This is a genomic window from Thalassospira sp. UBA848, from assembly GCF_002295455.1.
Taxonomy (GTDB): domain Bacteria; phylum Pseudomonadota; class Alphaproteobacteria; order Rhodospirillales; family Thalassospiraceae; genus Thalassospira.
Genome location: NZ_DBGS01000097.1, coordinates 1 through 14502 on the forward strand (window position 1 = coordinate 1; position 14502 = coordinate 14502).

General features: G+C 54.8%; 12 protein-coding genes and 2 riboswitches. Of the genes, 4 read left to right on the plus strand and 8 right to left on the minus strand.

The features are described from left to right. The 3 genes from B2R48_RS13740 to gpmI form a co-directional block, all read right to left on the minus strand. The coding region (locus B2R48_RS13740) for a S41 family peptidase (protein WP_414716190.1) at positions 1 to 434 on the minus strand (434 nt) is incomplete at its 3' end. Further along, positions 431 to 1798 (minus strand): murein hydrolase activator EnvC family protein, encoded by a 1368-nt coding sequence (locus B2R48_RS13745; protein ID WP_297001396.1) that lies wholly within the window; start codon positions 1796 to 1798, stop codon positions 431 to 433. The genes B2R48_RS13740 and B2R48_RS13745, both read right to left, overlap by 4 nt. Continuing rightward, positions 1776 to 3368, minus strand: coding sequence for a 2,3-bisphosphoglycerate-independent phosphoglycerate mutase (gene gpmI / locus B2R48_RS13750; RefSeq protein ID WP_297001399.1), 1593 nt, complete (start codon positions 3366 to 3368; stop codon positions 1776 to 1778). Before gpmI ends, B2R48_RS13745 begins: the two co-directional genes overlap by 23 nt. Before the next feature lie 273 nt (positions 3369 to 3641). Further along, positions 3642 to 3747: riboswitch (glycine riboswitch) on the plus strand. Positions 3748 to 3766: 19 nt separating this feature from the next. After that, a riboswitch (glycine riboswitch) is annotated at positions 3767 to 3882 on the plus strand. A 61-nt stretch (positions 3883 to 3943) separates the two neighbouring features. Here gpmI and B2R48_RS13755 point away from each other — a divergent pair. Both B2R48_RS13755 and B2R48_RS13760 read left to right on the plus strand, forming a co-directional pair. Further along, complete coding sequence (locus B2R48_RS13755) at positions 3944 to 5383, plus strand: L-serine ammonia-lyase (protein WP_297001400.1); 1440 nt, start codon at positions 3944 to 3946, stop codon at positions 5381 to 5383. 163 nt (positions 5384 to 5546) lie between these two features. Further along, positions 5547 to 6080, plus strand: coding sequence for a dihydrofolate reductase family protein (locus B2R48_RS13760; protein WP_062955925.1), 534 nt, complete (start codon positions 5547 to 5549; stop codon positions 6078 to 6080). 81 nt (positions 6081 to 6161) lie between these two features. Here B2R48_RS13760 and fabG read toward each other — a convergent pair whose 3' ends face one another. Beyond that, positions 6162 to 6941, minus strand: a complete 780-nt coding sequence (gene fabG / locus B2R48_RS13765) for a 3-oxoacyl-ACP reductase FabG (RefSeq protein ID WP_297001407.1) — start codon at positions 6939 to 6941, stop codon at positions 6162 to 6164. A gap of 239 nt (positions 6942 to 7180) precedes the next feature. Between fabG and B2R48_RS13770 the strand changes: the two genes are divergently transcribed. Both B2R48_RS13770 and B2R48_RS13775 read left to right on the plus strand, forming a co-directional pair. Then, on the plus strand, positions 7181 to 8182 hold the full coding sequence (locus tag B2R48_RS13770; protein WP_297001411.1) for a phosphotransferase enzyme family protein: 1002 nt from the start codon (positions 7181 to 7183) through the stop codon (positions 8180 to 8182). Then, entirely contained in the window at positions 8179 to 9513 is a 1335-nt protein-coding gene (locus tag B2R48_RS13775; protein WP_297001414.1) for an aspartate aminotransferase family protein, read from the plus strand. Before B2R48_RS13770 ends, B2R48_RS13775 begins: the two co-directional genes overlap by 4 nt. 17 nt (positions 9514 to 9530) lie before the next feature. On the opposite strand, the gene B2R48_RS13780 is transcribed toward B2R48_RS13775, so the two are convergent. The 4 genes from B2R48_RS13780 to B2R48_RS13795 form a co-directional block, all read right to left on the minus strand. After that, complete coding sequence (locus B2R48_RS13780; RefSeq protein WP_297001416.1) at positions 9531 to 10304, minus strand: DeoR/GlpR family DNA-binding transcription regulator; 774 nt, start codon at positions 10302 to 10304, stop codon at positions 9531 to 9533. A gap of 53 nt (positions 10305 to 10357) precedes the next feature. Then, complete coding sequence (locus tag B2R48_RS13785) at positions 10358 to 12157, minus strand: methyl-accepting chemotaxis protein (protein WP_297001420.1); 1800 nt, start codon at positions 12155 to 12157, stop codon at positions 10358 to 10360. A gap of 203 nt (positions 12158 to 12360) precedes the next feature. Then, positions 12361 to 14124: a methyl-accepting chemotaxis protein gene (locus B2R48_RS13790; RefSeq protein WP_297001422.1), complete on the minus strand. Its 1764-nt coding sequence runs from the start codon at positions 14122 to 14124 to the stop codon at positions 12361 to 12363. Positions 14125 to 14337: 213 nt separating this feature from the next. Further along, on the minus strand, positions 14338 to 14502 hold a 165-nt coding region (locus B2R48_RS13795; protein ID WP_297001428.1), incomplete at its 5' end, for a 23S rRNA (pseudouridine(1915)-N(3))-methyltransferase RlmH.

The window sequence follows — 14502 nt, forward strand, 5'->3', positions numbered from 1 at the left end:
AGCGTCATGCCGCGAATGGCGGTGCCGTCAATATGGGTGATGAAGTCGCCCGGCTGCAGACCAGCCTTTTCGGCCGGGGTGTCATAGATCGGCGCGATGACTTTAACAAAGCCGTCTTCCATGGTGACTTCGATACCAAGGCCGCCGAATTCGCCGCGGGTATCGACCTGCATTTCCTCGAAATTATCCATATTCAGATACGACGAATGCGGATCAAGCGACGTCAGCATGCCGTTGATGGCTGCTTCGATCAGTTGTTTATCATCGACGTCTTCGACGTATTTGCCTTTGACCTGTTCGAATACATCACCGAACAGGTTGAGCAGGCGATAGGTCTCAGCCGAGGAGGTTGAAGATTGCGCCAAACCTGGCGACGCAAGGCCGAGAGTCATGCCGGTCGCGAGTGCGAGTACTGCCAATCGAGAGGTTTTCATCCACTTACCTTGCCGTTTTTCGAGGCCAGCCATGGAAGCGGATTGATTGCTTCCCCGTTCTGGCGCATCTCCAGATATAGTTTTGGCGAAGTTTCACCCATAATACCAACAGGTTCGCCCGCCAATAGATATTGTCCTACCACACTGTCGAGCCGATCAAAACCGGCGATAAGGCTATGGTATCCTTCGCCGTGTTCGATAATCAAGAGTCGGCCATAACCGCGGAAGGGCCCGGCAAAGACAACTTTGCCGTCAAAAGGCGAGACAACCTGTGCATTTGCGCGTGTGCTGATCTCAATTCCCTTCGACCGGTTTACGGTCAAACCATCCGGGCCGCGTGATTTTTCACCAAAAAGTGTAACGACTTTACCGCTGGCGGGCATCCTGAGGTTGCCTTGTGCCAGTGTGATTGAACTGCCAACGGCAAATTCTTCTTCGTCGCTTGTGTCGTTGGTTCCGCTGTCGTTACTGCTTGCGGGTTCGGTTTTGCTTTCAGGTGGTGGTGGCGGTGTGTTTTTGGCAATCGTTGTTGCGCCAAGCGTATCGGCATCCGGTTCGGTGCGCGCTGCAAGCCGCATGTCCGGACGGGACCGCGGCACCGGCAGGCCTTCGGCGCGATTTTGCAAATTGCGCAAAAGTTCGCCCAGAGATTTTGCCTCATCGGCCAGCGCGCTGACCGCCTTGGCGGCTTCTTCGGCTTCGGCCTCTGTCTGGGCGCGCAGGCGGCGCTTTTCATCAAGCAACGCTGAGAGGGATGCGCGTTCTTGCTGCAATTCTTGGGTGGCGGCGGCCAACTCGCTGCGACGATTGCGGATATCTTCGCGCAGGGTGGCGATCTCGCCCAGTTCCTTGCGCAGGTCACGCGCGTGTTGCTCGACACCGGGCAGGGCGGCTTTCAGCAATACCGCCGAACGCAGTGTATCCTGTGGCGATGTTGGCAGGGCAATGACGGCTTCTGGCGGCGTGGTCGAAAGACGCTGCAGGGCCATGAGAATGCGGGCATATTGCCCGGCCTTGTCTTCCAGACTGGTGGCAGCAACCTTTTCACGCGCTTCAAGGTTTTCTAGCTGATCTTCCAGATCGGTCAGGGTGGTTTCAAGGCGCTGTGCGCGTCTGGCGACGGAAATCGCCTCGGACTGAAGGGCTTGTTCCTCGGTCCAGAGTTCACGTGATTTGCGTGACAGGAATTCTTCCTGTTTTTGCTGTTCGGAAAGCTGGTTTTCAAGTTGATCGAGCTGCTGATCAACTTTTTGCAACGATTGGGCAAAAGAAGGCGCAGCCCCGCCTGCAGCAAAAACCGCAAATGCGATCAGCGCAGGCAGGGCGATCTCATAAGCTAGCTTAGCTCGCAAGAAGCGCGTCATTTTCTTTCATGCCCTTAAGCAAGGGTTTTCCGGTCATCTCGGCCGGTTGCGGCACGCCAAGCAGTTGCAGCAGGGTCGGTGCGACATCGGCCAAACGCCCATCTTCCAATGTTACTCCTTCCGGACCGTTAACAAGGATGGTCGGAACGAGATTAAGCGTATGTGCGGTGTGCGGTTCGCCGGTTTCAGGATCGACCATCACTTCGCAGTTACCGTGATCGGCGGTGACAAATGCAACGCCGCCCACCGACTTGATCGCGTCAATCACCTTGCCAAGGCAGGTGTCAACGGCTTCTGCCGCCTTCGTGGCCGCTTCAAGAATGCCGCTATGGCCGACCATGTCGGGGTTCGCGAAGTTCAGGATAATGGTGTCGTATTTTTCCGACTTTATGGCCGCAACCAGCTTTTCGGTAACTTCCGGCGCAGACATTTCCGGCTGCAGGTCATAGGTCGCGACTTTGGGGGACGCGACCAGAATGCGTTCTTCGCCGTCAAAAACCTGTTCTTCGCCGCCATTAAAGAAGAAGGACACATGCGGGTATTTTTCGGTTTCGGCGATACGAAGCTGCTTCATGCCTGCCTTGGAAACCACTTCGCCAAAGATGTTTGGCAGGGTTTGCGGCGGATAGATCGCATCCATGTATTTGGCATGTTCGGACGAATATTCGACCATCCCGGCCTGCACGGCGAATTTCACCGGCGTGCCGCGGTCAAACCCGTCAAAATCCGGTGCGCAGAGGGCTGCCAGAATTTCACGCGCACGGTCCGCGCGGAAGTTGGTCATCAGAAGGCCATCGCCATCTTTCATGCCAGCATAATCGCCAATCACGGTCGGCAGGACGAATTCGTCTGTGGTGTCGGCTTCATAGGCCTTGGCAATCGCAGCCTCGGCACTTTCGGCTGTGCGGCCATCGGCGTAATTTTTGCCCTGAACCATGGTGAAATAGGCCTGGCTTACGCGTTCCCAGCGATTGTCGCGGTCCATGGCGTAATAGCGGCCGGTGACTGTGGCGATTTCAACATTGGCATCGCCAATCAGGGCGCGGAATTTCTCAAGGAATTTGGCGGCACTTTTCGGTGCGGTATCACGACCATCAAGATAGGCGTGGATTTTTACCGGTACACCGGCAGCCGCAATGATTTTGGCAAGGGCGGCCATGTGCGCCTGATGGGAATGCACCCCGCCCTCGGACAGAAGGCCCGCGATATGGCAAACGCCTTTGGAATCGGACAGTTTGGCAATGATCTTTTTGACGGTGTCGGTTTCGGCGATGGTGCCGGTTTTGACGGCCTCGTCAATTTTGGGCAGTTCCTGCATGACGACGCGGCCAGCACCAAGGTTCATGTGACCGACTTCCGAATTGCCCATCTGACCTTCGGGCAGGCCAACATCCAGACCGCAGGCCTTGAGGAACCCGGTTGGATTATTGGCGTAAAGGTCATCCCAGACAGGCGTGTTGGCAAGCGCAACAGCGTTGTTCTTGCTTTCTTCGCGATAACCCCAGCCATCCAGAATGCACAGCACCACAGGGCGCGGGCGCTTTACGGAATTCGATACAGTCACGTTCATAAACCCCACAGATAAAGTAAAAGGCTGAATGTCCCGTAAATATGGTGACTTACGGGATGTTTCGCCATTAATCCTGTTATGCGGGCAGGGTGGGTCAACCTTCGCACACAACAGGTGCATGAATTGTCCCGGCAATTTAGCACGATTGCCGGTATGTAACAGTATCCGTCGCAGAAAATTTTGCAGATGCACACCAGTTCTTTTGACAGTGTCTAAAGACGCAGATAGTGTTCAATCTGACGGTGAACCTCTGAGGTGGCAGAAATGCCATTTCGCACCGTGACGGGAGAGTTCGGATGTCACGCGAATTGCGTGATGGACGGCGCCGAAGGAGCAATGCCTCATAAACACTCTCAGGCAGATGGACCGTCACGGATAGAGGCTCTGGAGAGAGAAACCAAAAAGCGTCTGGGAGAAAGCGCTGGTCAGGTTTCCACCGAAGGATAAACGCCATTTGCGCGATCATGATCGCGCGTTGGCGGATAATCTCAGGTCACGGGACAGAGGGGGCAAAAACACCGGTTCGTAAACAGCGCGAAAACAAGCGCTTTATTGAGCCGTGAAGGAGGCCCTTGATGACGAATCCCGCGACTAATCCCTCTTCGGGATCGCAAAACAATTCCCAGCACGACGTCAACCTGTCCGTTGTCGACCTTTACACGATCGGCATTGGCCCATCGAGTTCGCATACGGTTGGCCCGATGCGTGCGGGTTATCGTTTCTGCCTTGAACTGGAATCGCGCAATCTTTTGCAAAACACCGGCAGTGTCGTGGTTGATCTTTATGGTTCGCTTGCCCTGACGGGCAAGGGGCACGCAACCGATACCGCCGTGATCATGGGCCTGAATGGCAAGCGCCCGCGCAACATTGATCCTGATGATATTGTGCCAACAGTTGCGGCAATTGATGAAACCAACCTTCTGCAGCTTTACGGCCAATATCCGGTGTCGTTTAACCGCGATAACAATCTGGTGTTTCATTTCACCGAAACCCTGCCGCAGCATCCCAATGGTATGCGCATTACCGCCTTTGACCGCGATGGCCTGAAGATCCACAGCCAGGAATATTTCTCGGTCGGGGGTGGCTTTATCGTCTCAAGCGATGATCACGGGGCGGAGTATTCCGGCGATAACATTACCTTGCCATTTCCGTTCTCTTCTGCGGATGAACTTATGGAAATCTGCAAGCGCGAAGGTCGATCCATCGCGGAAATCATGATGGAGAACGAGCAAAGCTGGCGCAGCCCGGAAGAAACCATCGCCTTTGTCGATCGTGTCCACGACGCGATGATGTGCTGCATTGACCGTGGCATCCGTACCGATGGCATTTTGCCCGGTGGGCTTAATGTCAAGCGGCGGGCATCGAAGCTTTATAAAGAACTGACGGAAAAGCCCGAGGCGGGCCTGCGCGATCCGCTGACCGTGATTGACTGGGTTAATCTTTATGCCTTGGCCGTGAACGAAGAAAATGCTGCAGGCGGGCGGGTTGTTACCGCGCCGACCAATGGGGCGGCGGGCGTTATACCCGCTGTACTGCGCTACTACGAAAAGTTTGGTGCCAATGCCAATCAGCACAATATACGTGAATTCCTGTTAACCGCGGCGGCGATCGGGTCAATCTATAAAAAGCGTGCCTCAATCTCGGCGGCCGAAGTTGGCTGTCAGGGCGAAGTTGGGGTTGCCTGTTCGATGGCGGCTGGTGCGTTGTGTGCGGTTCTGGGTGGAACGCCAGAGCAGGTCGAAAACGCTGCCGAAATCGGCATGGAACATAACCTTGGTCTGACGTGCGATCCGATTGGTGGTCTGGTGCAGGTACCTTGCATCGAACGCAACACCATGGGCGCGGTCAAGGCGATCAACGCCGCACGCCTGGCCTTGCGTGGTGACGGCCAGCATACCGTGTCGCTTGATAAGGTGATCGAGACCATGCGCCAGACGGGACTCGACATGCAAAGCAAGTACAAGGAAACCAGTCAGGGCGGTCTTGCGGTCAATGTCAACGTGGTCGAGTGCTAACCCCAAGTCTTAAGAATAGGGTAGAAAACCGGGCTTTTTGACATCTGTAATGTAAATTGGCCGGTTTTCTGTGCTTGTTTCTTGCGACTTGCGGTTGGTGTTTTGCTATGATTTTCCGACTAAAAAATAGGGGCAAAGACCCCAATATCGGTTGGACATAGACATGAGCAAAAAACTGTTCCGCATTTATATCGCGGTCAGTCTGGATGGCTTCATTGCGCGCGCTAATGGTGCGGTGGACTGGTTGGGGGAATATGACCCGGCCGAGTTCGGCTTTGATGACTTTCTGGACTCCGTTGGTACCCTGATCATCGGGCGAAACACCTTTGATCAGGTGATGGAATTTGGCGATTGGCCTTATGAGGCCCGTCGCACAATCGTTCTGACATCACGGGATCTGCCCCGGGACCGGCCCGCCAATACCGAGGCCTATGGCGGAAGCATCATCGAACTGGTCGATCAGTTGCGTGACCGTCGGGCCGGCGACGGAGATATCTGGGTCGTCGGCGGGGGCAGTGTGGTAACACAGTTCCTGTTTGGCGGCTTTGCTGATCAGCTGGATATCTTTACGATCCCGGAAGTGCTGGGCGATGGCATTTCATTGTTCGGGCGTGATGCCGGGGGGATCAAGCCCCGGCTGCTGGCATCCGAGCGATACAATTCCGGCGTTGTGCGCAGCCAGTACGGCTTGGCGTAAGCACAAACAAACAGCACAGACCGCATCGGAATCGCGATGCGGTCTGTGCTTTTCTGTGCCGGTTTTAAAGCGGGTAGAAGCTTAGATTTCCTCAAGTGCCTCAAGCGATTCCGGCAGTATTTGACCACCGTCGACGACGATCTGCTGGCCGGTGATGTAAGCGGCTTCATCAGATGCAAAGAACAGCGCGGCATTGGCAATATCCGCGACACTGCCCAGGCGTTTGAGCGGGATCGAGTTGGCCATGGAATCAAGATATTCCTGACCAAGATCAGCAAGGCCTTCTGTCATGATATTGCCGGGCATGACGGCATTGATCGTCGTGTTATAGCGTGACAATTCCATGGCTGCGGTCTTGATAAAGCCAAGCTGGCCTGCCTTTGACGCACCATAATGCGACCACCCCGGATAGCCCGTCACCGGCCCGGTGATCGAGGATGTGATCACCACGCGACCCTTGCCGCTTTTTTCGAAATAGGGGATGCAGGCCTTCACGCACAAAAAGCTGCTTTTAAGGTTGGTCGACATCACCTGATCCCAGTCGTCCGCTGTCATGTCGACCATCTTGATCTGCGGGAAGATGCCGGCATTGGCGCACAGGATATCAATCCCGCCAAAGGTCTTTGCGGTGTATTCCGCGAGTGCAGAAACCTGATCGAAATCCGACACATCACACAGGAACTTGTCAGCCGTGCCCCCGGCGGCCTTGATTTCATCGACGGTGGCTGCCGCGTCCTTTTCGGTGCGGGCGGCAATCATGACCTTTGCACCCTTGCTGGCAAATACCATGGCAATACCCTTGCCAATGCCCTTGGAGCCACCGGTGACGATGACGCTTTTGCCGGAAATCGAAGTCAGCATGGTCGATCCTTTCGTGAAGTCATTGGGCAATGCGCCAGCTTTGTGCCGGGTTCGCTTGTTGCCGGTTCCCTGATTGTGCGCTGCGTTATATTTTCTTGATGATTGGTCGAAATATTCCGTGATGCAACAAAAAATGTTGCAAGTTACACATTTTGTGCCGCATTATTCACAAAATGGCGCTGGGACGGCGCGGGATCCCGTTCCAATGGCGGTCAAGGTTGAGCGACAGGAGGCACCGTTTGGGCGGCATTTACGATGACAACATGATTGATGTCCTGAAGGCCGGGGCGGCATCGGTTCTGCCCGGATGGGGCATGGCACCAGATACCGATGTGTCGTTACTGACCGTTTCGGAAAACGCGACCTTTTTGGCAACGGACCCAAACAGTGGTGCGAAGCTGATCTTGAGGGTGCATCGACCGGGCTATCACACGCGTGCGGAAATCGAATCTGAATTGGCCTGGATCAATGCCCTTCGTGCTGCTGAGGTCGTCGATACACCCAAGCCGCGCCTGCGCAGTGACGGGTCGCTGGTCGCCGAATTCGATCAGGGGGGCGTCAGTCGCCATGTGGTTGCCTTTGATTTCATGAGTGGTTCTGAACCTTCCGCCGATGAGGCATTGGTTGATGGGTTCTTCAAGCTGGGCGCGATCAGTGCACGTCTGCACGGGCATGCGCGGCAATGGACGCGGTCGGTTAATTTTGTCCGCAAGAGCTGGACGTTTGACACCACCCTTGGTGCCAATCCGCATTGGGGAGACTGGCGCGCAGCCCCCGGCCTTGATAACGATGGTTTGGAATTGCTTGAGCGACTGTGCAGCCATCTTGATCAAAAATTGTCGACTTTCGGGATGGGCAATGATCGGTTCGGGTTGATCCATGCCGATCTGCGTTTGGCCAATCTGTTGGTCGATGGTGAACGACTTGGTGTGATTGATTTCGATGACTGCGGTTTTGGGTGGTTTGGCTATGACTTTGCGGCAGCGATCAGCTTTATCGAACTTGATCCGATAATCCCGGCACTTAAGGAAGCATGGATCGAAGGATACAGGACCGTTGCGCCATTTTCGGCCAGTGATGCGGCGATGCTTGATAGCTTTGTGATGCTGCGTCGCCTGCTTTTGACCGCCTGGATCGCAAGCCATCCGGAAACGCCGACCGCACAGGAAATGGGTACGGGCTTTACGGCAGGGACCCTGCAAATGGCACAGGATTATCTGACGGCCGAAGGTGCAAAATGAAGCCTGTGCGCCCCATCCTTGATATGAATGCCTATGATGGCAAAACGTCACCCGGTCAGCTCAAGGCTGGAGATGACTTGCTGTCACGGCGCACCCGGAACTTCGGTGCAGCATCGGTCTTGTTTTACCGTGATCCGATTGAAATGGTGTCGGGGGCAGGCTGCTGGATGACGGCGGCGGACGGCACCAGTTATCTTGATTTCTATAACAACGTCCCATCGGTCGGTCATTGCCATCCGCGTGTTGTTGCTGCCATGGCCGAACAGGCGGCCAAGCTCAATATCAACAGTCGGTATCTGCATCAGACGACAGAGGAATATCTCGACCGCCTGAAGGCGACGTTCCCGGACTATCTTGAAAATGTTGTTCTGACCTGCAGCGGCAGTGAGGCCAACGATCTTGCACTGCGTATTGCTGGACGCGCTACGGGGGCGCGCGGCGTTATCGTGACCGAGTCTGCCTATCACGGGAACACGACGGCAGTGACCGACATTTCTCCATCAGCATTGAAGCGCGGCAACCTGCCCGATCATGTTGTTGCCGTTCCCGCACCGAGCAAACTGACCTATGGCGACAACATAGCCGCCGGTTTCGCCGATGAAGTTCACAAGGCCGCACTTGTTCTAGAGGATCGTGGGCATGGGGTAGCTGCCTTGATCGTGGACAGCATTTTTTCAAGCGACGGTGTGTTTTCCAATCCGCGCGGTTTTCTAAGACTGGCGGTGGCGGTCGCTCATCGGGCGGGGGGGCTGTTTATTGCCGATGAAGTTCAACCGGGTTTTGCGCGAACCGGGGATGCGTTCTGGGGATTTGATCGTCATGACGTCGAACCCGATATCGTCAGCATGGGTAAACCGATGGGCAATGGTTTCCCCATGGCAGGCATTGCGGTGCGCCCGGAACTTTTGAATGCGTTTTGCGAAGACGTTGGTTATTTCAACACCTTTGCCGCAAGCCCTGTGGCATCGGCGACGGGATTGGCAGTGTTAAATGTTATCCGTGATGAGAGCCTTCAGGGAAATGCTGCACTTTCCGGCAACTCATTGCGTGAAGGGTTGCTGCATCTGGCCGATATTGATGGACGCATCAGTGATGTACGTGGTGCGGGCTTGTTTATCGGTGTTGATCTGTCCCCGGACGGCGATCCGACCAAACCCTGCGGGCAACTGGTCAGTGATGTGATCAATGCCATGCGCGAACATCGCGTTCTGATCGGTGCGGCCGGGAAACATGGTCAGACATTGAAAATACGTCCGCCACTTTGCCTGAAGTCGTCCGAGGTCGATTTCTTTATCGATGCACTGGCAAAGTCCCTGCGGTCCTGTCGCTAGGGGGGTGGGCGGAGAGGTCAGGTTTTCGTAGCAGCCTTGATGATACAACCGCTTCCCCGGATGGTTTCATCAAGCACCCCCATGGGGTGTTCATCCGTGACAAGAACATCGACCGATGTCCAGTCGCAATAGCGCGCCGGGAAGGCCTGATTGAACTTGGTATGATCGGCAACGATCATGCTGCGGGTGGCGCGTTCCATCATGACGGAATAAACGTCAGCCGCCTCGATCAGCGCATCGCTTGCCCCGTCACCATCAAGGCCGCTGGCACCCAGAATGGCCCATTCCACCCGATAATTTTCAAGAAACCGCACGGTCTGCGCGCCATGCATCGCACCTTCCTGTGCGTGATAAAGCCCAGGCGCCATGATGACCCGGATCGTCGGATTGATGGCAAGAACCGTGGCCACACCGAAAGAATGGGTGATCACGGTCAGATCGGTCATGGTCACGGCCAATCGTTTGGCGACATGAACTGTCGTGGCACCAGACCCGATCATGATATGGCGTGCCCCGGCCAGAACCGGCACGGATTGTTTGGCGATGCTTTCGCGTTCGGCAATGTGAAGTTGATGGCGTTCGTTCAGCCCCGGCTCGCTCGCCTGACGGCGAACCGCGCCGCCGTAAGTACGGTTGATCAATCCTTGCGACGTCAGTTCGTCAAAGTCGCGTCGGATGGTCTCATTAGAGACATTCAGGCGTTCGGCCAGATCGGCGATCCGCAATGACGGTTCAAGGTCGAGTTCGCCAAGAATGCGTTGTTGTCGAAGGGTTTTCTTGTTTGCTGCCATGATGCGATGATAGTGTCCGGACCCTCATCGCGCCAGCCGTTTTACGCAATCTGTCAATCGGGATTGAGCCCGTATTTACGGCAGTGGGCGTGGTAGCTGCTGGCCAGTTCGTCGGCCCCGATCAGATTGCCGGCTTCGTCCTTGTAGGTCAGGTGATGTTCAATCGGTTGACCCTGCCAAAGCTTCTCTATTTCGGTGCGTTTTGGTGTCTTGCGGAAATCAGCAATGAAGTTATTGATCGCACACAGCAGTGGATAGGATGCAGGGTCGGCAGCAACTGCCGCCGCATAAAAGAACGGGTGCGACAGGATCGGTTTGGGCAGGACCTCTAGTCGGCCATGCCATGGGCTTTGCGGGTTTTTCGAAGCCCAGTAAAACACCGGATGATCACCGGCAAAGGCATCAATTGCCCCGTCGGCAACCGCATCATGGACGCGCGAGATGTCGCCATAGGCGATCATGTTCGAAAGCTTGGCAATGCCGCCGGGCTTGTTTTCGTTGTCCGCCCAGCGAAGCCCGACGTCTTCAAGCACGGCAAGGGCGGCCGGGTCGTTAACCGTGCCCAGAACCTTGCCCTCAAGATCGGCAATCGTGTTGATTGATGTGTTATCCGGGCTGCGAATCAGCGAAAAGTTAAGGTACGTGTAGGTATCTGAAAACGCGACACCCTTGTAAAAATCACTTGGCGGCAGCGCACACCAGACGACATCAGCTGGCGGCTGTCCGGCCTTTTTGCCGACAAACAGAAGTTCGGTCAAAAGATCCCACGGATGTTCAATGAACTCGCATTGTACGCCGATGGATTTGGCAAAGGCTTCGGCATAGTCGATATCAATGCCATGCAACGGGCCGCCTTTTTGCGGGCGGAAGGATGCACCGACCAGTGCCGGGTCGATCGCAATGCGTATTTTGCCACGGGCCTTGATGTCGGTAAGCCGGTCATAAGCAGGGTCTTCATGGATGTGATTGGTTGCAAGAAATTGCGAAAGCCGCCCTTTGGCCGAGATGGAGTCTTCGGTGCAGTTTGATAGCTTGCCGATTTCACCTGCGGCCCAGGTGACCTTGCCCCGTGCACGCGCAGATGATTCCTTGCTGGCATCCAGCAGTTCGAAGACGACATGGTTATGGCCACTGATATGCTCCAACCGACCCGACATCTCGTGGAAACGGTTTTTCAGATCGCTAAGTGCCTGTTCGATTTCACCCCCGAGACTGTCAAGATCGCGTCCAATACTGACCATGCTATCGCGCAGGGACTGTGTGACGTCGGACAGGTCAATCAGGTCAACCGCCTCGTTGGTGCGTTGCATTGTGCTTTGAGCCAGATTGCCGACTTCCTTTGCAACAACGGCAAAACCGCGTCCGTGCTCGCCCGCGCGGGCTGCTTCGATGGTGGCATTCAGAGCCAAAAGCTTGATGCCTTTGCCGATATCTTCAATCGCGCTCAGAACCTTGGTTGCGCCTTCGGCCTTGGATTCAAGGTCCTGACTGATTTTTTCAAGATCAGTGCGGATCGCATGGGTCTTGGTCGAGACGATTTCGCGCGTGGATTCCTGCACATCATTGGCTGTTGCAGTGCTTTCCTCAATCTCGCGACTGGTTTGTTCAAGCCCGGTACGCAGATTGTTAGAGCGAACATCAATTTCGCGCATCAGGCTGTCCTGGGTTTCACCAGCGGTATTGGCGAATTCCAGCAAATGTTCGATATAGTCAAGGGCAGTTGAAATACCACGCATCAGCGCGTCAAGTTGTTCAGCTTGCGGATCGCTGTGAACAGATTGCATTTCTGCTGATTGCTGCGGTGCGTCCTGATCGATCAAGTCCGCACGCGGTGCCATGATGGTTTCTTCCATTTTCAAAGCCTCACCACTGCCACTGAATTTTGTGAATTTTTATTTCTTCTAAGGAAACCCTATCCTCGGGTGAAAAATGTTGCAAGGCAACATGTTGTGAAAGTTGATAACAGGTCCTGTGACGCGCTGAAGTTGCACTGCTTTTTAAATGCCGCTAGACGATGCTTCTTCGCACAACGGTATTTGATGTTGCGTTGCAAAACCTAACTTTCGGCAATGCCGAACTTGCGGCAATGGGCGTGATACAGGGTGGCCAGTTCATTCTCACCGATCAGGTTTCCAGCCTCGTCCTTGTAGGTCAGATGATGTTGCAACGCTTTACCCTGCCAAAGCTTTTCGATTTCGGCGCGTTCGGACGTGTTGCGGAATTCGGCAATGAATTGGTTGACCGCTGACAAAAGGGTCCATGATGCGGGTTCGGCAGCGACGGCCGCGGTATAGTAATATGGCAGCGGCAGGATATTGCCCGGCAGGACTTCAATCCGCCTATGCCATGGGCTTTCCGGGTTGTTTGCCGCCCAGTGGAAGATCGGCTGATCAACCGCAAAGGCATCAACGGCCCCATCGGCCAACGCATCATGCAGGCGGGTCTGGTCGCTATAGGCGATCAAATTGGAAAGCTTGGCAATGCCCCCTGGCTTGCTTTCATTATCCGCCCAGCGCAGTCCCTGTTCTTCAAGAACCTGAAATGCAACGGGATCATTGATGATGCCCAATACCTTGCCATTCAGGTCAGAAAGACGGTTGATCTCGGTGTTGCCGGCCCGGCGACAAAGCGCAAAGTTGAGATACGTGTAGGTATCGGAATATGCGACCCCTTTATAGAAGTCACTGGGGGGTAGCGCGCTCCAGACCAAATCGGCGCGCGGCGCACCGGGTTTTGGTCCGACGAAAAGAAGTTCGGTCAAAAGATCCCAGGGATGTTCGACAAACTCGCACTCAACACCCAGCCATTTGGCCAAGGCCCTTGCATAATCGGCATCCAGACCGCGCAGCGGATCGTTGGCTTTGAGGCGGAAAGACAACCCCACAAAGGCCGGTTCGATGGCAATGCGTATTTTACCGCGTTCCTTGATGTCGGCCAGACGGTCATATGTCGGATCATCATGCAGATGATGACTTTTCAGGAACCGGCGGAGGTTTTCCTGTGCAGTGGTCGCATTCGAAAGACTTGTGCCAAGCGCGTTGGTATCTTCGTGCGCCCATTTGACTTTGCCACGTGTCCGCGCAGAGGCATCCTTGCTACCTGCAAGCAGCTCAAACACCACCTGATTGTGTTCGGAAATGTCGGATAGCCGCTCGGACATGGTGGCAAAGCGTTCCTGAAGAGTGGTCAATGACCCTTCGATTTCATTGCCAAGACTATCAAGGTCGCTGCTGATATTCGCGATATTCCCGTGAAGGGCTTTCGTGACATCGGAAAGATCAATCAGGTCAACCGCCTCGTGGGTGCGTTGCATCGTGCTTTGGGCAAGGTTGCCGACTTCCTTGGCAACAACAGCAAAGCCTTTGCCGTGATCACCTGCCCGAGCAGCCTCAATCGCAGCATTCAGCGCCAAAAGCTTGATGCCTTTGCCGATATCTTCGATTGCGCTTAGAACCTTGTTGGCGCCCTCCGCCTTGGTTTCAAGTTCGGCGCTGATGCGTTCGAGATCGGTGCGGATGGCCTCGGTTTTTTCAGAGACCGTGGCGCGCGTGGATTCCTGAACCTCCTGGGCAACAGATGTGCTGTTTTCAATTTCAAGGCGTGTATCATCAAGACCGGCGCGCAGATTGCCTGAGCGCACATCAATTTCGCGCATAAGGCTGTCCTGAGTTTCCCCCGCCGTGTCGGCAAATTCCAGAAGATGCTGGATGTAATCGAGTGCAGAGGAAATCCCGCGCATCAAATCTTCGATGCTGGCATTGGTTTGGGCGACTTTGTGCGCAGTGTTGCCATTCTGCGCGGCCAAAATGGTTTGTTCCATGTTCATAGCCTTACGATTGCCCAAGAGTCTTTTTTGATTTTGGGAATATTTGTTTCTTGTAAGGAATGTTAGCGGTGCTTTTGGCATGTTGCAAGGCAGCATGCGCTAGAAGCGAGAAAATATGCTTATTTTCTCGTGCTTTACTTGATCAATTGTATAGGGATATTGGACGGAAGGTGGGGCAGGGTCCCTACCCTATACCGCACTGCAGTATTACTCGCGGTGATAGGGATGATTTGTTTGGATCGCGTGGGCGCGAAATAGCTGTTCGGCGATCAAGGCACGCACCAGCATATGTGGCCAGGTCGCCTTTCCCAGAGACCAAAGTGTGTTAGCACGTGCTTTTAAAGCTGTGCCATGCCCGTCCGCCCCGCCAAT